At 60.0% G+C, this 18,771-nt stretch carries 24 protein-coding genes and 1 pseudogene; 17 read left to right on the forward strand and 8 right to left on the reverse strand.

Annotated elements, in window-relative coordinates:
- The first annotated feature begins 367 nt into the window (after window positions 1-367).
- Window positions 368-1,033, forward strand: coding sequence for an SDR family oxidoreductase (locus CJZ82_RS00415; RefSeq protein WP_094553828.1), 666 nt, complete (start codon window positions 368-370; stop codon window positions 1,031-1,033).
- A 21-nt stretch (window positions 1,034-1,054) separates the two neighbouring features.
- Here the strand turns inward: CJZ82_RS00415 and CJZ82_RS00420 are convergent, their stop codons facing one another.
- Window positions 1,055-1,267 carry a hypothetical protein gene (locus tag CJZ82_RS00420; RefSeq protein ID WP_143593488.1) on the reverse strand — a complete coding sequence of 71 codons (213 nt, stop codon included), beginning with the start codon at window positions 1,265-1,267 and terminating at the stop codon, window positions 1,055-1,057.
- Between the two features lie 282 nt (window positions 1,268-1,549).
- Here CJZ82_RS00420 and CJZ82_RS00425 point away from each other — a divergent pair, with 282 nt between their 5' ends.
- Window positions 1,550-1,927, forward strand: coding sequence for a cupin domain-containing protein (locus tag CJZ82_RS00425; RefSeq protein WP_094553830.1), 378 nt, complete (start codon window positions 1,550-1,552; stop codon window positions 1,925-1,927).
- A 40-nt stretch (window positions 1,928-1,967) separates the two neighbouring features.
- On the forward strand, window positions 1,968-2,255 hold the full coding sequence (locus CJZ82_RS00430) for a hypothetical protein (protein ID WP_143593489.1): 288 nt from the start codon (window positions 1,968-1,970) through the stop codon (window positions 2,253-2,255).
- Between the two features lie 43 nt (window positions 2,256-2,298).
- On the opposite strand, the gene CJZ82_RS00435 is transcribed toward CJZ82_RS00430, so the two are convergent.
- Entirely contained in the window at window positions 2,299-2,964 is a 666-nt protein-coding gene (locus tag CJZ82_RS00435; protein ID WP_094553832.1) for a Fe2+-dependent dioxygenase, read from the reverse strand.
- Between the two features lie 90 nt (window positions 2,965-3,054).
- On the opposite strand from CJZ82_RS00435, the gene CJZ82_RS00440 reads away from it, so the two are divergent.
- Window positions 3,055-3,276 carry a hypothetical protein gene (locus CJZ82_RS00440; protein ID WP_094554101.1) on the forward strand — a complete coding sequence of 74 codons (222 nt, stop codon included), beginning with the start codon at window positions 3,055-3,057 and terminating at the stop codon, window positions 3,274-3,276.
- 151 nt (window positions 3,277-3,427) lie between these two features.
- Here CJZ82_RS00440 and CJZ82_RS00445 read toward each other — a convergent pair whose 3' ends face one another.
- Together CJZ82_RS00445 and CJZ82_RS00450 are read right to left on the reverse strand one after the other, a co-directional pair.
- Window positions 3,428-4,585 (reverse strand): cation:proton antiporter, encoded by a 1,158-nt coding sequence (locus tag CJZ82_RS00445; protein ID WP_143593490.1) that lies wholly within the window; start codon window positions 4,583-4,585, stop codon window positions 3,428-3,430.
- A gap of 170 nt (window positions 4,586-4,755) precedes the next feature.
- Window positions 4,756-5,013 carry a hypothetical protein gene (locus CJZ82_RS00450; protein ID WP_094553834.1) on the reverse strand — a complete coding sequence of 86 codons (258 nt, stop codon included), beginning with the start codon at window positions 5,011-5,013 and terminating at the stop codon, window positions 4,756-4,758.
- Window positions 5,014-5,103: 90 nt separating this feature from the next.
- Between CJZ82_RS00450 and CJZ82_RS00455 the strand changes: the two genes are divergently transcribed.
- From CJZ82_RS00455 to CJZ82_RS00465, 3 genes are all read left to right on the forward strand, one after another.
- Window positions 5,104-5,784: a dienelactone hydrolase family protein gene (locus tag CJZ82_RS00455; protein ID WP_198949584.1), complete on the forward strand. Its 681-nt coding sequence runs from the start codon at window positions 5,104-5,106 to the stop codon at window positions 5,782-5,784.
- Between the two features lie 23 nt (window positions 5,785-5,807).
- The gene (locus tag CJZ82_RS00460) at window positions 5,808-6,509 is read left to right on the forward strand and encodes a phosphoribosyltransferase (RefSeq protein ID WP_094553835.1); all 702 of its coding nucleotides are present in this window, start codon (window positions 5,808-5,810) and stop codon (window positions 6,507-6,509) included.
- Window positions 6,510-7,595: 1,086 nt separating this feature from the next.
- Window positions 7,596-8,033: a hypothetical protein gene (locus CJZ82_RS00465; protein ID WP_094554103.1), complete on the forward strand. Its 438-nt coding sequence runs from the start codon at window positions 7,596-7,598 to the stop codon at window positions 8,031-8,033.
- 88 nt (window positions 8,034-8,121) lie between these two features.
- On the opposite strand, the gene CJZ82_RS00470 is transcribed toward CJZ82_RS00465, so the two are convergent.
- A complete protein-coding gene (locus tag CJZ82_RS00470) occupies window positions 8,122-8,937 on the reverse strand; it encodes an alpha/beta fold hydrolase (RefSeq protein ID WP_094553836.1) in 816 nt (271 codons plus the stop codon).
- Window positions 8,938-8,953: 16 nt separating this feature from the next.
- Complete coding sequence (locus CJZ82_RS00475; protein ID WP_233129936.1) at window positions 8,954-9,658, reverse strand: 1-acyl-sn-glycerol-3-phosphate acyltransferase; 705 nt, start codon at window positions 9,656-9,658, stop codon at window positions 8,954-8,956.
- A 574-nt stretch (window positions 9,659-10,232) separates the two neighbouring features.
- Between CJZ82_RS00475 and CJZ82_RS00480 the strand changes: the two genes are divergently transcribed.
- From CJZ82_RS00480 to CJZ82_RS00520, 10 genes and pseudogenes are all read left to right on the forward strand, one after another.
- Window positions 10,233-10,502, forward strand: coding sequence for a high light inducible protein (locus CJZ82_RS00480; protein ID WP_094553838.1), 270 nt, complete (start codon window positions 10,233-10,235; stop codon window positions 10,500-10,502).
- A 204-nt stretch (window positions 10,503-10,706) separates the two neighbouring features.
- Window positions 10,707-10,934, forward strand: a pseudogene (locus tag CJZ82_RS00485) (transcriptional regulator); the annotation flags it as partial.
- 537 nt (window positions 10,935-11,471) lie between these two features.
- The gene (locus CJZ82_RS00490; RefSeq protein ID WP_094553839.1) at window positions 11,472-11,651 is read left to right on the forward strand and encodes a hypothetical protein; all 180 of its coding nucleotides are present in this window, start codon (window positions 11,472-11,474) and stop codon (window positions 11,649-11,651) included.
- 206 nt (window positions 11,652-11,857) lie between these two features.
- Complete coding sequence (locus CJZ82_RS00495) at window positions 11,858-12,619, forward strand: alpha/beta hydrolase (protein ID WP_094553840.1); 762 nt, start codon at window positions 11,858-11,860, stop codon at window positions 12,617-12,619.
- 228 nt (window positions 12,620-12,847) lie between these two features.
- On the forward strand, window positions 12,848-13,756 hold the full coding sequence (locus tag CJZ82_RS00500) for a cation diffusion facilitator family transporter (RefSeq protein ID WP_094553841.1): 909 nt from the start codon (window positions 12,848-12,850) through the stop codon (window positions 13,754-13,756).
- Window positions 13,757-14,252: 496 nt separating this feature from the next.
- Entirely contained in the window at window positions 14,253-14,603 is a 351-nt protein-coding gene (locus tag CJZ82_RS18780; RefSeq protein ID WP_233129937.1) for a CsbD family protein, read from the forward strand.
- An 87-nt stretch (window positions 14,604-14,690) separates the two neighbouring features.
- Window positions 14,691-14,837 carry a lmo0937 family membrane protein gene (locus tag CJZ82_RS17585; RefSeq protein ID WP_143593491.1) on the forward strand — a complete coding sequence of 49 codons (147 nt, stop codon included), beginning with the start codon at window positions 14,691-14,693 and terminating at the stop codon, window positions 14,835-14,837.
- Window positions 14,838-15,070: 233 nt separating this feature from the next.
- Window positions 15,071-15,814, forward strand: a complete 744-nt coding sequence (locus CJZ82_RS00510; RefSeq protein WP_233129938.1) for a transglutaminase family protein — start codon at window positions 15,071-15,073, stop codon at window positions 15,812-15,814.
- 158 nt (window positions 15,815-15,972) lie between these two features.
- Complete coding sequence (locus CJZ82_RS00515; RefSeq protein ID WP_094553842.1) at window positions 15,973-17,055, forward strand: glycosyltransferase family 2 protein; 1,083 nt, start codon at window positions 15,973-15,975, stop codon at window positions 17,053-17,055.
- Window positions 17,056-17,084: 29 nt separating this feature from the next.
- Entirely contained in the window at window positions 17,085-17,525 is a 441-nt protein-coding gene (locus tag CJZ82_RS00520; protein ID WP_233129939.1) for a hypothetical protein, read from the forward strand.
- A 512-nt stretch (window positions 17,526-18,037) separates the two neighbouring features.
- Here the strand turns inward: CJZ82_RS00520 and CJZ82_RS00530 are convergent.
- Window positions 18,038-18,436, reverse strand: coding sequence for a type II toxin-antitoxin system VapC family toxin (locus CJZ82_RS00530; RefSeq protein ID WP_198949586.1), 399 nt, complete (start codon window positions 18,434-18,436; stop codon window positions 18,038-18,040).
- A complete protein-coding gene (locus CJZ82_RS00535; protein WP_233129940.1) occupies window positions 18,433-18,666 on the reverse strand; it encodes a prevent-host-death protein in 234 nt (77 codons plus the stop codon). Before CJZ82_RS00535 ends, CJZ82_RS00530 begins: the two co-directional genes overlap by 4 nt.
- Between the last annotated feature and the right edge of the window lie 105 nt (window positions 18,667-18,771).

Raw genomic sequence — 18,771 nt, forward strand, 5'->3', positions numbered from 1 at the left:
ATGCTGCACCTGACTGACACGATTGTGGGAGTTTAAGCCCAATACCAAATTCAACCATGTGACAGGCGGCTTCAGCTCACCCTCACCCGGTGGCTTCGGCATCGTCTACAACATCGCTTGCGCTGATGCCATAAGGGCACCTCGAAAAATACCGGTTTACCCTAGAGGCACCGATTGAGACTCATGTCCTAGCCGGCGTCGGCCTTGGCCAATGGTCGAGGGAAGGCTGATTTTTCGAGGTGCCCATAAAAGATCCGATTGCTTCTGGAACGACTGATTGCATGTACGTTCATGCTTGCCAAGCCGGTGGGCACCCCGTGACATACGATCCAAGTAAACATCAAACTGAGCGGAGACTCAGCCCTTTATGGCGACTGTTCTGATCACCGGCGCCAACCGCGGCATCGGCTTCGAGTACTGCAAGCAGCTCGCCTCCCGTGGCGATTCCGTGGTGGCCGTCTGCCGCCATCCTTCTCCTGATCTGGAGGATCTGGGAGTGCGGATCGAGGCGGGAGTGGATGTCACCGATGAGGAGTCGATCACGGCCCTGGTGGAGCGGCTGCAGGATCTGCCGATTGATGTGCTGATCAACAATGCCGGGATCCTCGAGAGAACCACGCTGGAGGATCTCAATGTCGAGAGCCTCCGCCGTCAGTTCGAGGTGAACGCGATCGCTCCGTTGCGCTTCACCCGTGCATTTCTGGGCCAGCTCCAGCCGGGCTCCAAGGTGATCATGATGACCAGTCGCATGGGGTCGATTGAAGACAACAGCTCCGGCAACTCCTATGGCTATCGGATGTCGAAGGTGGCGCTCTGTATGGCCGGTAAATCCCTCTCGATCGACCTGAAGCCCCGCGAGGTTGCTGTTGGAATCCTCCATCCCGGCATGGTGAGTACCGGGATGACAGGGTTCACGTCCCAGGGGATTGCACCGGAGCAGTCAGTGCGAGGGCTGCTGGATCGGATCGATGAACTCACCCTGGAGAATTCGGGCACCTTCTGGCATGCCAACGGTGAGGTGTTGCCCTGGTAGCCCGTCCTGGAGCCGGCGAACTCAGGCCTGGCTTGCAGTCAGGGCCTGAAGCGCCATGGTCACATGTGCCTGCAAAGCACCGATCGCCATCAGTTGCCTGGGGTTGCGTCCCTTGGCCAGGGCTCCATTCCTCTGCTGCAGGGCCTGCAGCAGCCTTTGGCTCACCTGTCCATAGCTGCGCAGCAGCCCCTCGAGTTCATCACTCCGGTCCGCCTCGGCACCACCCTCGACCATCGGGGTATCGGAAGCGGCAGTTTGCAGCAGAGTTATCAGTTGCCGGTGGCTGATGGCCTGGGGAACAGAATTGTTGGCATCCATGAACAACCAAAGGTTAAAGACTTGTATGAAGAGACTATGGGGATCCCCTGCAACTGGGAATCATTCGGCGTGTAGTGATCACCCAACCTGCAGCTTGCGGTCTGGGCCCGATGCGTCACCCCGCTGGGAGCGAGGATCTGGCCCTGGAGCGAGATCACGAGATCGCCCCACCGATCGATCGCACCTGAGCGCACCGCTGTGAGTAAAACCACCTGCACCTACTGGAATGCCCTGGCCCAGGACCAGCAGCACTGCTGGCACTGGCTTGAGGGCCTCGAGGGGCAGGTGGAGGAGGTGATCCTCAGTCATGATCCGGCCACCGGCGAGTTCACCCGGCTCACCCGCTTCCACCCCGGTGCCCACACCACTGCCTTCGGGGCGACTGTGCACGCTTATCCCGAGGAGATCCTGATCGTGAGCGGTCGCCTCTGGGATGGGTCCTTCGCGATTTGGCTGGAAACAGGCCACTACGCCAGCCGCCCTCCTGGTGAGGTGCATGGCCCATTCAGCACCGACGTCGGCTGCCTGGTGCTGGATGTGTCCTTCCCCCAGCGGTTGGGCAAGACTGGAGCCTGACATCCGCTTCTAATCTGTCGACTTCTTCGGTTGCACCACCATGGTCAGAGTTGTCCCGATAGGTGCCTGCATCACCCTTGGGCTGCTGGCTGGATGCGGTAGCCCCGATCTCCCGGCCCTCAAGAAGATGGCCTGCGAGAAGGCGGTCAACACGATTGATCTGCAATCGGTTGCCCAGCTGGATGCACTGCGCAAGGCACTGGGCCTGGCACCAGAAGTGGATCCGATCGCTGAATGCCGTGCCCTTGGGGTGATTATGGAGCCCAAAGCGCCAACCGACAGCCAGGGCACTGGGGGGAACAACGGGTCGGGCGAGAAGCAGAACTGATCCAGCCGGGACCAAAAACTACTGGATCTCGCTGCTGCCTGGATCACTCCCCCCAGCGGCGCATCAGGTTGGTGTAGCTGCGGCTGATCAGATCGAACACGTCGCTCTTGCCCTCCTGACGGAACAGCGCCCTGCGGGCGGTGTCTAGCTCGAACAGCAGTTCACGCTGCTCAGCGTCGCGAACCCGGCTCTGAATCCAGCCCACGGCCACCAGACGCTCCCCCTGGGTCACGGGCGCGACGCGATGCAACAAGGTGCTGGGATACAGCAACGCATGTCCGGCCGGAAGCCGCAGCGCCTCCTCTGTCGCGGGCGATTCCAGCACCAGGGCGCCTCCCTCGTACTCGCACGGATCGCTGAGGAAGAGGGTGAAGGAGAGGTCACTGCGACCCTCCGCCATGAAGGCGTTGTCCACGTGACGGCCATAGCCTTCACCGGGTCCGGAACGGCTGAACAGCAGCCCGTGCACCCTCACAGGCAAGACTGCCGACTGCACTAGGGGGTGGCGTAACAGGGGCTCCACCACCCGTGGTGTGAGCTGGCCCTGCAGAGCTGAACCCCGATCCAGCTGGCGGTTGTTCTTGACCGTTCGTGCATGCCAACCGGCGGTCTCCACGCCAGGCCTCCAGGCATCGGCCTCAGCCAGCAGTTCCATCCGCAGATCCGCCACCTGCTGGGCCTCCAGCAGAGGTTCAAGCGCGAAACGCATGGACTGTGACGAATGGCACCACAGGCTGTGGCAAATGCACGGGCTGCCGGGAGCCACGACCTCACAATGAAACACCATATGAGTTTTGCCATGGCCCGCTCCAGCATTGCCCTGTTTCTGGCCACCGCTGGACTGGTGGCCGGCACCGTGGGCTGCGGAGGTGCCCCCGAGACCAAGGAGGGCGGGGAAGGCAATGGAGAAAAGATGGAAAAAACCGTTCCCGGCGCTGTCCAGAGCGAGAAGACCAAAGAGGGTGTTAAAGGGGATGAACGAGAAGAAGGTGGTGAGGGTGGTGAAGGTGGAGAAAACTGAGCTGGTATGAGCTGGGCGATGATCCCATCGACTGGGATTGAGGCGATTTCACCCTGAAATTGGGTGGCTGCAGGGCCAGGTCAGGAATTCTGGGTAGACCTTGGTACAACAAGGAAGAACAACAAACTGAAGCCCACGCAGACCCCAGAGTTCAGGCTGGGGCAGGTTCAACACGGCTCAGTCGCCGCTCCAGCAGCAGTAGACCCAGCACCGTGGTGACGGTCACCATCATCACCAGGGCCGAGAACTGCACCGAGTTGATCAGGCCCTGATTAAGAGCTGTGGTGGCGAAGACCAGTCCGGGAAGGCCTCGGGGGATCAGACCCGCCACCACCAGCCAGCGGTCGACGCCCTCCTCACGATCTCGGCGAGTGATGCCGAGGCCGCAGGTGAGTTTGCTGAGCACACCCATCACGATCAACACCGCCGCCAGGCTCCAGGCGAGTGGCTCCAGCAGCGTGCCGGCAGCGACCCGCATGCCGACGCTGATGAAGTAGAGGGGCAGGAACACTTCGGAGAGCACGTTCAGCACCCGCTGCACCTCCCCATGCACTGGACCCAGCCGGGCCATCAGCACCCCTCCCCAGAGGGCTCCGAGCAGGCTGGTGAGACCACTCGACTCACCCAGCCAGGCAGAGCCGATCAGCATCATCATCACGGACAGGGAACTGGTGGGCCGCTCGCTGCGGTGACGGGCCCAGTAGTCCACGGCCACCCAGCTGAGGATCGCCATCAGCACTCCCACCAGCGGGCCGATCCAGCCGCCCCCCTGCCCCCCAAGCCGCAGGCCGGAGGTGGCGGTGGCGATCAGCAGCAGACCGATGGCCGGCAGATCGTCGAGCACCGACACCCCCACCAGCACCCTGGCGGAGGGGGTCTGCAGGACCCTGCGTTGGGCAAGCAGCCGCAGCGTGACGCCGGTGCCTGTAGCGCTGAGAACGGCCAGGCAGAGCAGGGTGGTGGGGAGGGAGAGAGCGAACCAGCTCCTCAGGGGCCAGAACGCCAGCAGGGGGGTGCAGAAGCTCAGCGCCACCGTGCGCAGCACCGTGGCACGACGCGAGGAGATCAGATCACCGCGCACCTCAAGGCCCACCTGGAAGAAGAGGGTGAGCACCCCCAGCTCCGTGAGACCGCTCAGCGGCGCCATCGACTGGAACGGAAGCACGGTGTTGCCGAGGATGAAACCCATGGCGAGCTCCAGGACGATCGCCGGCACCGCCCATCGGGCCATCCATCCGGCTGAAAGACGAGCCAGCAGGACGCCCACAAGCAGGATCAGGAGCGTGCTGAGCAGGGATGGGGAAGCCACGGCCAAGGATCAACCCCCCTGCTGGTGTCGGTTCATACTGACTCCAGAGGCGGCAGCCTCTGGTATCCCCATGCCTGATCGACGACGTCTACCGCCTGCGCTGGCAAAGCAGCAGCAGGCGCTCGCTGTCACCTTCACCAGAGGCGGGGCTTTCCAGTCGGATGGCCAAGTCAGTCGATGCGTCCGGGAGGGGACTCGACACCGGACGCGCCTTCGAGTTCAGCCTCTGTCAGTCCGGTGAGGTCCTCCTCCTCGGCATCCCCTGCCGGCGAGGGTTCACCGGTGAGTTCATCACTCAGCTCCTGGAGTATTCGATCGGGTGCATCAGGCGAGTCCAGGTTGTCGTCGAGGGGTTGTGTGGGCGTCCAGTTCATGGCAGGCACCGGCAGGAAGGGGGGATCGGAGGGATCCACCTGAACCGTATCCACGCTGGCCTTCCCAGGCCGTGACCTCGTAGGGATGTGATGCAGCGCCCCTGACCTCCTGTGGCTAGGACAGGGGAGCCTCAGGGGGTTGCTGTGAGCAGTTCCAACGCCGCCGAACGGGAGGTGATCGTCCGCTCAGCTGGCGTGGAGCTGGCCGGCAGTTTGACGCTTCCTGATCCGGCAGCTGGGCTGGTGCTGTTCGCCCATGGCAGCGGCAGCAGTCGCTTCAGCCGCCGCAACCGCTACGTGGCCAGCGTGTTGGTGGAGGCACAGCTGGCCACGCTCCTGTTCGATCTGCTCACCTCCGCGGAGGAGCGGATCGATGAACTGGACCGATCGCTCCGCTTCGACATCCACCTGCTCAGACGGCGCCTGATCGGGGCGATCGACTGGGCGGGCAGCCAGCCGGAGTTGAACGGTCTGCCGATCGGACTGTTCGGCGCCAGCACCGGCGCCGCGGCGGCCATCGCGGCGGCAGCGGCGCGCCCAGATCCGGTGAAAGCCGTGGTGTCCCGTGGGGGCCGCCCCGATCTCGCTGCGGAGGCCCTGCCTCTTGTGCGCAGCCCCACGCTGTTCCTCGTCGGTGCTCAGGACATTGAGGTGCTCGAGCTCAACCGACAGGCCGCCGCGCGGTTGATTGCTCCCCATGCCCTGCAGGTGGTGCCGGGTGCCACCCATCTGTTTGAGGAGCCCGGCACCCTGGAGCAGGCCGCCCAGCTTGCCCGCGACTGGTTTTTTAAACACCTCTCAGGGGCCAGGCTGAATGATTCCTGATCCCTCACGCCCCCCTTCAAGACATGGTTGACCGACCTCCTCTCTGGAGCGACCGCCACCAGGCAGGGCTCGCTCTTGCTGAAGCCTTCGCCGATTGCCTGGGCCTCGCCGACACCACCACCCTGCTGGCGCTGCCGAGGGGGGGAGTGCCGGTGGCGGCCGCCATGGCCTCCCGCCTGGGGCTGCCACTGGCGACCTGGTCAGTGCGCAAGGTCGCCGATCCCGCCTGGCCGGAGCTGGCGATCGGTGCGGTGGCCGCCGGTGGGGTGGTGGTCTGGCGTGATGGGGAAGGCGCCATTCGCAGGGCGACGACGGCCGCAGCGCACGGCTGGCTGCGGGCGCAGGAGCAGGAACTGAGACGCCGTCAACTGCTGTTCGGGGACCCTCCGGGTGAGCAGCTTCTCGGCCGACATCTGATCGTGGTGGACGACGGAATCGCTACAGGCATGACCGTGAAGGCTGCCCTGCTCTCGCTGCGCAAGTTTCACCCGGCCTCGCTGGCCCTGGGAGTGCCAGTGGTCGATCGCGACATCATCGCCGAACTGAGCCTGCTGGTGGATCGGTTCGTGGCCCTGGCTGAAGTCGACGATCTCCAGGCTGTTGGTCTTTGGTATGAGCACTTCGAGCAACTTCGGGATGAACAGGTTCTGGCTCTGTTACGAGCGCACTCCGCTGTACGGGAACAGGTACCCCCTCCAGCCTCCATCAACACGCAGGAGCTTTAGCTTGAAGTTGAGGGGAGGCCCCCCTGAGAGCTCTCTCCTCAACAGCAATCCGGGTACGTCGCCCGGCAGCGCAGATGGAGGTGATGAGATTGGAAACAGGCCCAACGTGGCACCACACGGTTGCCACCTCACCCAGTGGAGTGAGCCATATGCTGATTATATGTTTTTGATGTGCGAATCCTGGGCTGCATAACCCAGACGGGGCTTATCGGCTGATGAGATCAAGCCTTGAGCATCTCTCGTCGAGCAACGTTGTCCCTTGACCATCCCACAGTCGCAGCTGCGGGATGGTCTTTTGGGTTCTTACTTGCGCCCAGTCGCTGGAGTGCGCCCAACCGTACTGACAGAATCCAGCTCGTCTATCGCAGAGAAAGGGGAAGATCTAAGAGCGCCAACTCTGGCCTGCGACCATTGATGGATGCGTGCTGCATTTATGGCCGCAGCCAAGAACCGGACATGAAGCTGCTCGTTCCCCGCAGGCGGTGGGCACTGGCTCACGGATCTGCGCGGCGGCTGCATTGTGGCTGATACAGCAAGCCTGAACTCTGCCCCTGAGTGGCTGGGAGGGAGAGTAGAGCGAGAGCAGAGGACTGGGGTTGGGCTTTCGCCCAATCGAGGGGTGCAGTTGCTGTACCGATTCATACTCGCTTGGATCATTGAATTGACGCTTCTTGCCAAGCCGCATGAAGGCCTGTCCGGTCTCCCGAAACCTGCCGGAATCGGTGCTTAAAACGATCAGCGTCAATCTGGCCCCCTGAATCACTGCTTCCAGCGAGACGAGGCCAATCGTTCCGCTGCAGGGTCAGGGTCAGGATCAGCCCAGATCGTGTAGGGCAAGGGCGTCGCTGGGGCGGGGGGTTCTCCAAGCATCGAGGCCTGGAAAGCGGCCGGTGAGCCCGTGGTGGTGACCACAGAAGGCGAGTAGGCCAGGTGGACGCCGGCGGGGTGCTGGTGATGGGCGTGGATTCGGCAGCGGTCATGCCGCGACCCTTGATGAAATGCATCGGTTCATCCACAAAGAACCACCAAGATCACAAGGTCCATGCTTCCTTGCTTCCCACACTGAGAGAACAGGCAACGAGAGTGATGAACACGTCGATCAACCAGCCCCTGCGACTGATCACGCTCTGGATCACCTGGCTGCTGGCAATGCTTTTCCACGTGGACCTGGGCCTCATGCCCCTGTTCCACGGCCAGTCGCCGGAGATCCACAGCCATGTGCACGAGGGGGCGCTGCCCCTGCTCTTCGGAGCAATGCTCGGCTACTTCCTGCTGCCGCTGATCGCGATCGTGCTGATCGCCTACTCAGCCACTGCAGTCGGCCCTGCTACGCGTTGGCGGCCTTGGCGGCGGATCCACTTCTGGTTCAGCGTCGTCTATTCGATCACCAACGTTCCCCATCTCCTCGCCGACATCCTGGTGCCCGATGCTCGCCTCGATCAGATTGTGCTGATGGTTGCCCTCACGGTCTTCGGGGTGTTGATCAACGTGGAGGCCTGGCGTTGGTGGCGGCAGATCCCATGACTTCCTCACCTTGAGGAGTGAGCACTGCGCAAACCTCAGACACCTGGCTGCTGCTGCCTATCTGTTACTGGTCATTCAAGCATCTCAGTTATCTCGACAGGGCGAGATCAGACTTCCTGGCGTCGACAAGAAAGTTGTGTGACTTCAGAATACTGCCAAACTTGACCTCCTTTTCCAGCAAACAAGCATGCCCACTCTCTGGCAGTAGAACGGTCCGAGAATTAGGTAGGTGTCTTTCTAATCTTCTCGCCTCTTGCACGGAAGGGAGGAGTCGATCTGAGCCCGATGCCAGGACGAGAACAGGTTGCTCAATCCGCTCAAGAGCCGGTTTCTCAATCTCGAACTGGCTGAGCAGATACAATCTCCAGGCAGCACTTGGTGGGCTGACCGATTGCATGGCAGCCAACAAAGCCTGCTGACTCACAACTGGAACACGGTGGGAGGCAATCAGAAGCGGTAACAGCCCAAAAGTAGACAGGCGGTAAAGGGAACCTGGTAAGCGCTGCGTAAATGAGGCTCCCCAACCCAGCCACGGTTGGCGACCCGCCGCAGAAGCTGGGTTCACCAGTATCAGACGATCGAAGAGAGGCGGATGGCGAACTGCCAGCCCCAAGGCCAGACAGCCACCAAACGATTCACCGCATAGAACTATATGACGTGAAGGAAAACGTTGCTTCTCCTTTCTGAGCAAACCAGCAATCTGTTCAACCAACCCATCCCAGCCTGTTAAATCGTCAGGGGGAATCGACAGGCAGCGAACATCGAAAATGGACTTCAGTCCAGCTTGCTGGGGTTCCAACAACTTACCTGTCCCATCCATTCCCGGCAGAAAGACAAACAGGGGAAGATTCGTTCTGTTGGACGTGGAAGACAGTAGTCGGAGTGGTCTGGTGGAGACTGACATCGGTTGCGTGAAGGGATTAGTTACAGCCTTGTTGCAGCATTCCGTCAATCTGGTCCCAGCATGACTGAGTTATTTCCTTAGCCAGCGGCGTACCGTGGCGGCCGCGATACTGTTGGCGTAAATTCTCATCAATCTGGATAGGATAACCAAAGTGAAGATGAACGCGACGATAGACAATTGCAGGATGCCATCCCCCACAGTTGAACAGCGGTTCTGAAGGATCGAACAAGCGGAAAAGCTTAAGCGGGGCCAGCTGATGCTTATTCTCTTCGGTTGATAGAATGGCAACCGGCAGAATCGTTAAATCAGTAACTGGTGCTCGCAGGGCCAGATGGGCAAAACCCCGATGGAAGGGGCTGAGTTGATTGGCAGATTTGACCTGAACCATCGGCTGGGCCCCCTCGGGGAACACTCCCACCACTTGCCTTGCTTGCAGGAAGCTGATTGAATTCTGGAAAAAGTGCTTTTGTCTCTGGCTGGGAGCGTCCAAAGGAAAGCCTCCCATTGCCGAAACCACATCCCGCATCACTGGAACACGACTCATGTAGTAGTGACAGGCAAATCGCACGGAGCGGTTCATGGCTGCCATCAACAGGGGAGCATCGAGTACGCTGCGATGATTGCTGACAACCAGGATTCTGTTATCAGTGGGTATTCTCTCTGAATGTTCAAGGGATACCTTCGTGCCAACCGCACCAAGCAAGCGACGGGAAAGTCGCAAGGGAGTTTCCGGGGTGTGATGTGGTGTTGGGTGGTTGAATTTCACTGACAAAAGACCAGATGTTTAAGCTTCAAGCCTGGAATAGTGTTAATGATCCTTGAGGATCATGCTCGGGTACATCAGTCAGGAACTTTCTTCATATTCAAAAGGCAAAGATTGTTCCTGAGTCTTCACCTTGCAAATCAGTTCCAGGGTTTCATGCGCATGGCCGCATATCCAGGCCTATGCTTGTCCTTGATTTTTGGTCGGTGGCAAGCTACCCATAGCATACTCTCCACACGAAAGCGTCAGCTCTGACAACGTGACTTGATCCTGAGGGGTGATAACCGAACGTTCCAGCGGAGAGGGGTATGTAGCTCCTCGAAGAAGGCCACCCCGCTGTCCCAGCCTTGCCTGTGAGCGCAGAATGTCAACATCAACGACGGGTTGCTGGTGGATGGTCCCTGTTGGGGTCGTTGCCTTCATGACTGTTGAAACAGGCCAGAAACCAGCCCAGCTGGCGTGTAATTCGTACTTGTAGTTTGTTTGCACCCAGTCATCGCTGTTAGAATGCTTCTTCTCGAATCAGACTGCCATGGAACCGGACACCTCCAAGACCACCAGTGCGGTTGATCGCGCCTCCATCCGAGGTGCCACCGTCACAACAGAGGAAGGTGGTCGCCTCAATGCCTTCGCTACAGAACCTCGTATGGAAGTCGTGAATGCCGATCGGGGCTGGGGCTTCCATGAGCGTGCCGAGAAGCTCAACGGGCGCCTTGCCATGCTCGGTTTCATCGCCCTGCTGATCACTGAATACGCCCGGGGGGGCGAGGCCTTCACCAAAAGCATTCTGGGAATCGGCTGATCCGCATAGCGGTTTTGCCTGGTGGTAAGTGCACCCTGAGGCTGGTCTGCTCGCGATCAGTTCGCCGATCGGAATTCGGACGGTGGTAACCCTGCAAGGTTCATCTCCCTAGTGGTGGCGGACTTTTCGGCCCATTTGCGGTGGTGATCGTTGGAATCCTGCGGGTGTCGATGGCCTTTCGCCGGAAGCCTGCTCGCTCAGGCGCCTGTCGCCGTGGCGCTCAGTGGCGATACAGCCTTCGTGGAGTGGACGATGGGCCTGAAGATCAAAGGGATCGAGTTCGTCTATCCCGGCACCACCCGCCTGCGCATCGGTGCCGACGGCAAGATCGTGGAGCATCGCGACTATTTCGATTTCGTTGGCCCCACCTTCGAGCCGGTACCAGTGGTGGGTGGTTTCGTGCGCTGGCTTTACCGACTGTTCGTGTCTTGAAGCTGGCGAGATGTTCAAATCGCACAATCAGCAACACAACTTCATCTCCGAGTGTGTTTGTTGTTCTCCTGATCCGATCCGCCATCGGCAGCTTGATCAAGCATCGTCAGTAGGTCGAAGCGGAGGGATTTCCCAATCGTGCTGCACACCATCCCGTTGCTCGCCGCCACCTGTCTGACGGGATTTGCCCTGCTGCAATTGCTGTTCAGCGCCGGCCCCTGGTGATCAGCAGCATTCTCCAAACAGATCTATGTCAATCAACCTGAGTCCGTAATCAATGGCTGTCTCTTCTGCGATGAGCAACCGCCAGCCAAGGAGCTACCGCCAAGTGGATCAACAGGGTCAGCCTCACCGTGATCGGTGAGCACCGAATTCGGCATCTGGCGCAACATTCGCCATCCGCAGGGCTGATCGCAACCCGATCCAACCCCCTGCCAGGTCTCTGCAAAGCTGAATCCACAGGCCACGCCTGCCCTGCGCAGGCGGTCGATGTTCTCATTGCGGATAAGATGGAGCAGAGTCATTGTTGCAGTTCACTTGAAGAAGCTTGTTGGACCACTGCGTAGGGCATTGATCTATGGCCTGATCAGCTATGCTGGGCTTGTTCTGATCAACAACTCAGAACTGAACCTCCCGAACATGTGGATCGCCTATCTGCCGATGTTTATCGGTGTCTACGTGGTGACGCAGTGGCTGGACAGGAAGATTGGGGACTGAGAGCCTCATACTCGGACGCGTCTTCATCAGACCCAATATGGCTGCTTGTATCTCCACTCGTAGTAGCCATCAGCTGGCAGTGGGCCACACCTTGACACTCCAAGTCCTGTTGTTCAGCGACGTCAGCATCGGCCAGGCGCTGCTGGAGATCGGTCCCGACAGGGCTGTTCAGCGTGGTCTGCCGAGGGGCATTGGGCGTAGCGGCGATGGGTGTGGATAGGTTTCTGGGCTGGGCGGGCTTGCTTCTGCTGGGCTACGGCGGCGTCTGCCTGCTGATGTTCCTGACCCAGCGCTCGTTCATCTACTTCCCAAGGCCCGCGGCCGATCCTTCCAGTCGGCTGGAGCTGCAGGTGGAGGGCAAGCGCGTACTGGTGGCCCATCGCCCCCATCCGGGGCCCCGGGGGCTGATCTACTTCGGCGGCAACGCCGAGGACGTTTCCCTGACCCGCGCCGAGCTGGCCGCCCTGCTGCCCGACACCGCCCTCTACCTGCTCCACTATCGCGGCTACGGGGGCAGCGAGGGCAGTCCCAACGAAGCGGCCCTGCGCGCCGACGCCCTGGCCCTCTATGCACATGTGGCCAAGCGCCACAGCGCGGTGACAGTGGTGGGCCGCAGCCTGGGCACGGGGCCGGCGGTGCATCTGGCTGCCACCCGCCCGGTGCACCGGCTGGTGCTGCTGGTGCCCTTCGACAGCCTGCTGGCAGTGGCCCGCGCCACCATGCCATGGCTGCCTGTGGATCTGCTGCTGATCGATCGCTGGGATGCGGCCGCGGAGGCGCCCCTGGTGCGCGCACCCACCACAATCGTGGCGGCGGCCTTCGATCGGGTGGTGCCTCCGCGCCACGCCGAAGCCCTGCACCGCGCCTTTCGGCCAGGTGTGGCGCGGCTGGTGGTGGTGCCCGACCTCGACCACAACACGCCAATTCTCGATTCGCTCGCCATTAGAGCTGCCCTGCAGGGCCTGTAGTGCGGCCGTCCCCACAGTTGTTAGCTGGTGTTGTTGATCAGCGATTCTGGCTCCGATCGGATGCAGCCCATCAGCACAGAAGCCGAGGATATTGAGGTGTACCGGATCACCTGGGCAGAGGTCATGGCGGCAGGCCATGGCCCTCCGGCAACGAAAGCGCCGCGCTGGTATTGAGACAGAGCATCAACGCCCACGGTTCCATCCTTCGGATACCCCTCCCGAGTTCCCATGGTCTTCGCATCCCCACGCTCGTACATGCTGCTGTCGGTGGCAGCTGCGGTGGCCACGATCGTGCTGAAAACGCTTGCATGGCGGCTCACCGGCTCGGTGGGTCTGCTCTCCGATGCCATGGAATCCGGTGTGAATCTGGTGGCGGCACTGGGGGCCTTCTGGGCACTCACGCTTGCCGCAAAACCAGCCGACCGTAGACACCATTACGGCCATTTCAAGGCCGAATATTTCTCCAGCGGGCTGGAAAGCGTTGTGATCGTTTTGGCAGCCCTGGCGATCATTTATGCAGCCGTCGGCCGACTGCAGCAGCCCCAGCCTCTTGAGCAGATTGGTATCGGTCTGGCCCTCTCCCTGGTGGCCACGGCCCTTAACGCTCTGGTGGCCTGGGTGCTGCTGCGGGCCTCCCGCCGTTTCCACTCGATCACCCTGCGGGCGGATGCCCACCACCTGCTCACCGACGTCTGGACCTCATTCGGTGTCGTCCTGGGTATTGGCCTGGTGAAGGTGACAGGTCTGACGATCCTCGACCCCCTGATCGCGATCGCGGTGGCGCTCAATATCGTCGTCACCGGCTGGAAGCTGCTCCACGAAACTGCCTCCGGATTGCTCGATCGTTCGTTGCCAGAGGACGAGCAAGGGGTGCTGGAGGCATTGCTCGCCTCACGCGAAACGGAGGACATCCGCTTCCATGCCCTGCGCACCCGTGTGGCCGGCTCACGCCGATTCGTGACCTTCCATGTTCTGGTTCCGGGCCGGTGGACGGTGCAGGCTGGCCACGATCTCTGCGAAGAGCTGGAGCGCGAGATCGCCAGGACTCTGAACCGCACGCATGTGCTCACTCATCTTGAGCCGATCGAGGATCCACAATCCTGGAATGATCAGGGGTTCCAGTGGGAAGAAGGTTGAATGGTTAGAGGCATTGCTCTTGCATTCGATTTTCTCAGTTGCTGCAGCAGGCTCGCGTTCAACTCTTGAACTGAGCCTGGGTTTGGCAATTGGAAGTTATCGAACTCAGTTGTAGGCAGGTCGTCGAGCACGTCCCCCATTTTGCTCCATGCCAGCTGGCTAGGGGATTCGATCAAGCCCAAAGACGCTGGTGCTCACTCCGACTTCAGCAACTGACCATCCATTATCAGCAGTCAGATATCTCAACCAGCCATTAGGAAGCAGGCAGCGTATAAACACAATCCGCGGAACCCGCAAAAAGCAGTGTTTTCATCGTTGCTGCACACCACCCTCATCTTTGAGTCCGCAGACATGGCTGGTCACATTTGAATAAACCAGTTGTGCACTCATTAATTTACGTTTGGGCTGTTTTATTTAGAGCATCGCTTAGTCAGTCTGTTGCTATGTAGGTGATACCTGCCTAGAATTAGGAAGTAGTCCACTGGAGGATTATCCGTTGAAGCTCTTTCCGTTCAAGTTGATCACCTCCCTTTGGGCATTGGTGATCGCCTTTGGTATCACCGTGTTTCCAGCGCCTGCTCAGGCGCTGGTTCACATTCATGCTCCATTCCCCATCGCTTTTGCTGCAATGTCTAACAAGTTCGATGCCGCCGCTAAAGATGCGGAAGGCAAACTGGAATCCGCCTACGGCGAACTGACTGGCGACACAGGCCATCAGATCAAAGGCAAGGCCAAGCAAGTCCAGGCTTCAGCCGTGAACACCGCCGAAGATCTCAAGCAGGGCGCCAAAGCGGCGGCCAAGAAGGTGAGCGAGATTTCAGGACAAGCCGCAGATAACATCAAGTGAAGCCCTCGGGTGCAGCCTCGATGCCCTGCTTGCCAAGGCAGAGAGGGCTGCGCCCGCCCTCATTACCATTCTTCGCAGATTGAATCCATGCTTGAGACGATTGCCATCCTCCTTGTGGTGCTGTGGCTCCTGGGCTTGCTTACCTCCACCACGTTGGGAGGATTAATTCATATCCTGTTGGTGACTGCCGTAATCTCAATTATCTTCCGTCTGATCAGAGGCCGAGGTATCTGATCACCTTGACCAGGAGCAGTCAGAGCTCATACGATATAAGCATCTAAGCGTCTGTAGCCCTGTAACCCGAGAGAGCGCCCGCCGTGGTTGCCGTCAGAATTCGTTGACTAATTATGCAAGAGTCTTTGGAGCAAACTATGAAAATACCTCATAATATCCCTCTTGTGCCACCATCGCCTATCCAGATCAGCGTGGGATTCAAGCTGGAGGTCAGCTGCCCCCAGCCGACCCCGATGATCGTCACTCTGGGCGTCCATGCCAGCCGGGCAGACGATCTGATTGAGCCCGACACGTTGCAGTTGGATCCGCCGGTACCGCTGCGCTCCTACGTGGATTCCTATGGAAACCAATGCCAGCGGCTGGTGGCCCCAGCTGGGCGGCTGCAGATAACTAGCAGAGGGCTCGTAGCCGATCGCGCTCTGCCCGATCCGGTATTGCCTTGGCTGGAGCAAAGGCCGGTGGAGGATCTGCCGGATGATGCTTTGATCTTCCTGCTGGGCAGCCGCTACTGCGAGACCGATCTACTCACAGAGTTTGCCTGGTCCCAGTTCCAGCAGCCCTGCACGGGGTGGGAGCGGGTGCAAGCGATTTGCGATTACGTAAACGAGCACGTCCATTTCGACTATGGCCGTACCAACCCGACCAAATCAGCGGTGCAGACCTTTGAAAACCGGGAGGGGGTTTGCCGCGATTTCGCCCATCTGGCAATCACCCTCTGCCGGTGCGTCAACATCCCAGCCCGATACTGCACGGGATATCTGAGCGACATCGAAGTGCCGCCGCCCCATTCAGCGATGGACTTCCATGCCTGGTTTGAGGCCTACCTCGGTGATGGCTGGCATGTGTTCGACCCACGCAACAACACTCCGCGGATCGGGCGGATCCTGATCGCCCGTGGCCGGGATGCGGCCGATGTGGCCCTCACAACCACGTTCGGTCCTTCGGTGCTGGAGTCGTTCGAAGTCTGGACGGCATGACCTTCGGCATGGTCACCTTGCCTTGCACTCAGCTTCGACGATGGGATGCTGCAACTTCAGCGGCTATCCAGAACTGTTGGTGATTCAGGGTCAAGATGTAGTTATCCAGGCTCAACGCTCTCTCTTTTCTTTCGAAAACGTTTAACGACTTCCGATCAATGGACTTTGTCGCCATTTCAGTTCTTGTGCGCTGGCTGCTTGGCTGGGCACTCTGCTTGAGGCTTTACCGGCTCCCTGAGGGCAAGATAAAGGGGAATCCAACCGTTTCGGTGCTGATTCCTGCTCGGGACGAGGAAGGCACTCTTCCAAATCTGCTGCCAGCCATCAATTCCCAGACTTTCACCCCCCTTGAAGTGATCGTGATTGATGATCACTCCAGCGATCGCACCGCTTCTATCGCGGCGGATCTCGGGGCCAAGGTGATGCAACCGCCTTCTCTACCGGATGGGTGGTGCGGTAAGACCTGGGCTCTGCATCATGGTGTCAAGGCCAGCAAAGGCGAGATTCTGGTCTTCCTTGATGCCGATACCGAGCCAGCTCCCGAGTTCCTGGAGAGGCTGGTGGCTGCCCAAGAGCAGCTTGGCGGTCTGGTGTCGGTTCAGCCGTTCCATCGCACCGAGCAGGCTTACGAGCAGCTTTCGGTGCTGTTCAGCCTGGTGGGGCTGATGGCGGTGCCGATGGGGCCGGGATGCGGTGTGGCCTTCGGGCCGGCTATGGCCACCAGTCGTGCTGATTACGACAAGGTCGGTGGCCATGAAGCTGTCGCAGGCAAAGTGGTAGAGGACTGGTTCATGGGCCACTTGTATGTAGAAGCCGGATTGCCGGTGAGTGCGTACATCGGTGATGGTCTGATCGAGTACCGCATGTATCCAGGTGGCTTCAATGACATGGTGATGGGCTTCGCCAAGAATTTCGCCACCGCTGCTGGGGAGGTTCGTGCAATCTGGATGCTGGCCGTGCTCTTGTGGATCTCAGGCCTGTTCTGGGCCGCTTGGTGCCTGCCGGCGTCCTTGTTGGGCTGGCCATTGATGGGGCAGCCATCCGTTCTTCCCAATCTGCTCCTCTACCTTGCCTTTGCGGTGCAGCTGATCACGCTCACATGGCGAGTCGGGAACTTCGCTTGGATTTGCCTGGTGTTCCCGATCCCTGTTCTGTGTTTTCTGGGGGTCTTTGTTCTGGCAGTCTTCAATCTGAAACGCGGTACGATCGAATGGAAGGGCAGACAGTTTCAAACATATTAGCGGCTCTGGCTTGTGCGCTTGGATGGTCGGTGTGGTCGGTGCTGGTCGGTTGGCTGGCCCATCTCTTACCCCAAGCGGCTTTAAGTAGCGACACCTGGCTCACAAGACGTCCATGGCCAGAGACCAAGCAGCTCTACCAGCAACGCCTGGGGATCCAGCACTGGAAATCCCTCTTGCCGGATGCTGGCAATGCCCTACCTGGAGGTGTGCTCAAGAACAGCCTGGTCAGCCGAGATCCTGCCACTTTGCATCGTCTTGTGGAGGAATCCAGGCGTGCAGAACTTGTGCATCTGGCCATCTGGCCCTTCTGGATCGCAACAGCTCTGTGGCTACCCCCTGCCGGTGTGTTGATAAACTTGATCTTCGCGACCCTGTTCAACCTGCCCTGCCTGTGGCTGCAGCGCTACAACCGCCTTCGGCTTCAACCCCTGCTTTTAACCATGCATGGCCGTCATTCCTCAGAATGGTGATTCCTCAGACTGCTGATTTCTCAGCAGGTAAAAATATCCGGCAAGTGGGGTCGAGTATGTACGTCCACTCAGCCTCAACTCTGAGCCGGTTTGGCTAGGGCCTCTGGATCCTCACAGCTTGCCTGCCTTTGCGAGGAATGGCCCTACGGGCCTTGGCCTCAGCAAAACCGCAGCAGTTGTCAACTACGAACAAAGCTGGCGACTGACGACGAAGCTTCGAGGAACAAACTCCTAGCGATCGATCAGCTCGGTCAGGACCTGCCAAGGAGCCACCGCCAACATCTCCGCCAGGAACTTCTCCCGCTTGGTCTGATTCTTCGCGGTCATCAGCTCATCGTTAGAGATGCCGAGCCGTTGGGTTGGTGGGGGCGGGCGAAGGGTCCCAGGCTGGCAGGGGCCACCGGAATGTTAACTATGACTGTGGACTGCAGGAAAGAGCACAAGTCGTGCTCGCTGTTGCGGGGCGCCCTGTCGGCGATATCCAGGGGGCTTTGCCCAATCGCCATCGGCGATCACCAGAGGGTCTGACAGGGAAAGGCGGAGAGCTGTGAATCGGCCGTCAGGAGCACCAGCCGTTCCACTTCGGCCTGGGCGGCGAGGATGCGATCGAAGGGATCTCGGTGAGATTGGGGGTAAGCCCCGGCCCTCAGCCCATGGGCTGCTGTGATCGGTAGGCCAACGAAGCCATCGGCCTGCATTAACCCCTGCAAATCAGCGATGGCATCACCGAGTTCAGGCAGCTTCCCGCGGTGGTGCTTGAGGCTGAGTTCCCACACAGATGCTGCGCTCACCAGGATCGAGCTGGTTGGGTCGATCAGCGTTTCCCGAACTGCCGAGGAAAGCCGATCCGGATCGAACCACCACCAGAGCAGCGCATGGCTGTCGAGCAGGTAGCCCGCGGAGTTGCTCACGTGTTGGGGGCTGCTGAGATCAGAGGGCTGTCCTCCCAGCTGGCGAGCTCATCAGCCTCCATAGGCTTCAGCAGGACAACGGGATCACCCAGGGGGCCTTGGCTGCGCAGCCGACCCGGAACACGCTGCGGGGGTGGGGATGCCAGCGGCATCAGCCGGGCCCAGGGCTTTCCGGCCTTGGCCAGAACGATCGTCTCGCCGGCATGGGCGTCATCAATCAGGCGCGACAACTGGGTTTTGGCCTGATGCACATTCACAAGACGAGGCCCTGAGTGCGGCCCAGTGAGCTGCTCTGAAGGCGGCAACGGCAGAGCTGGCTCCATGGCGAAATTCTC

The sequence above is a fragment of the Synechococcus sp. 1G10 genome (genome assembly GCF_002252625.1).
GTDB lineage: Bacteria > Cyanobacteriota > Cyanobacteriia > PCC-6307 > Cyanobiaceae > Regnicoccus_A.

Coding starts and splice junctions, on each gene's coding strand:
- CJZ82_RS00480 (WP_094553838.1), top strand. CDS start 10,233: ATGGAACCGGACACCTCCAAGACCACCAGTGCGGTTGATCGCGCCTCC.
- CJZ82_RS17585 (WP_143593491.1), top strand. CDS start 14,691: ATGCTTGAGACGATTGCCATCCTCCTTGTGGTGCTGTGGCTCCTGGGC.
- CJZ82_RS00435 (WP_094553832.1), bottom strand. CDS start 2,964: ATGCGTTTCGCGCTTGAACCTCTGCTGGAGGCCCAGCAGGTGGCGGAT.
- CJZ82_RS00465 (WP_094554103.1), top strand. CDS start 7,596: ATGAACACGTCGATCAACCAGCCCCTGCGACTGATCACGCTCTGGATC.
- CJZ82_RS00430 (WP_143593489.1), top strand. CDS start 1,968: ATGGTCAGAGTTGTCCCGATAGGTGCCTGCATCACCCTTGGGCTGCTG.
- CJZ82_RS00500 (WP_094553841.1), top strand. CDS start 12,848: ATGGTCTTCGCATCCCCACGCTCGTACATGCTGCTGTCGGTGGCAGCT.
- CJZ82_RS00515 (WP_094553842.1), top strand. CDS start 15,973: ATGGACTTTGTCGCCATTTCAGTTCTTGTGCGCTGGCTGCTTGGCTGG.
- CJZ82_RS00440 (WP_094554101.1), top strand. CDS start 3,055: ATGGCCCGCTCCAGCATTGCCCTGTTTCTGGCCACCGCTGGACTGGTG.
- CJZ82_RS00420 (WP_143593488.1), bottom strand. CDS start 1,267: ATGGTCGAGGGTGGTGCCGAGGCGGACCGGAGTGATGAACTCGAGGGG.
- CJZ82_RS00470 (WP_094553836.1), bottom strand. CDS start 8,937: ATGTCAGTCTCCACCAGACCACTCCGACTACTGTCTTCCACGTCCAAC.
- CJZ82_RS00510 (WP_233129938.1), top strand. CDS start 15,071: ATGATCGTCACTCTGGGCGTCCATGCCAGCCGGGCAGACGATCTGATT.
- CJZ82_RS00495 (WP_094553840.1), top strand. CDS start 11,858: ATGGGTGTGGATAGGTTTCTGGGCTGGGCGGGCTTGCTTCTGCTGGGC.
- CJZ82_RS00460 (WP_094553835.1), top strand. CDS start 5,808: ATGGTTGACCGACCTCCTCTCTGGAGCGACCGCCACCAGGCAGGGCTC.
- CJZ82_RS00415 (WP_094553828.1), top strand. CDS start 368: ATGGCGACTGTTCTGATCACCGGCGCCAACCGCGGCATCGGCTTCGAG.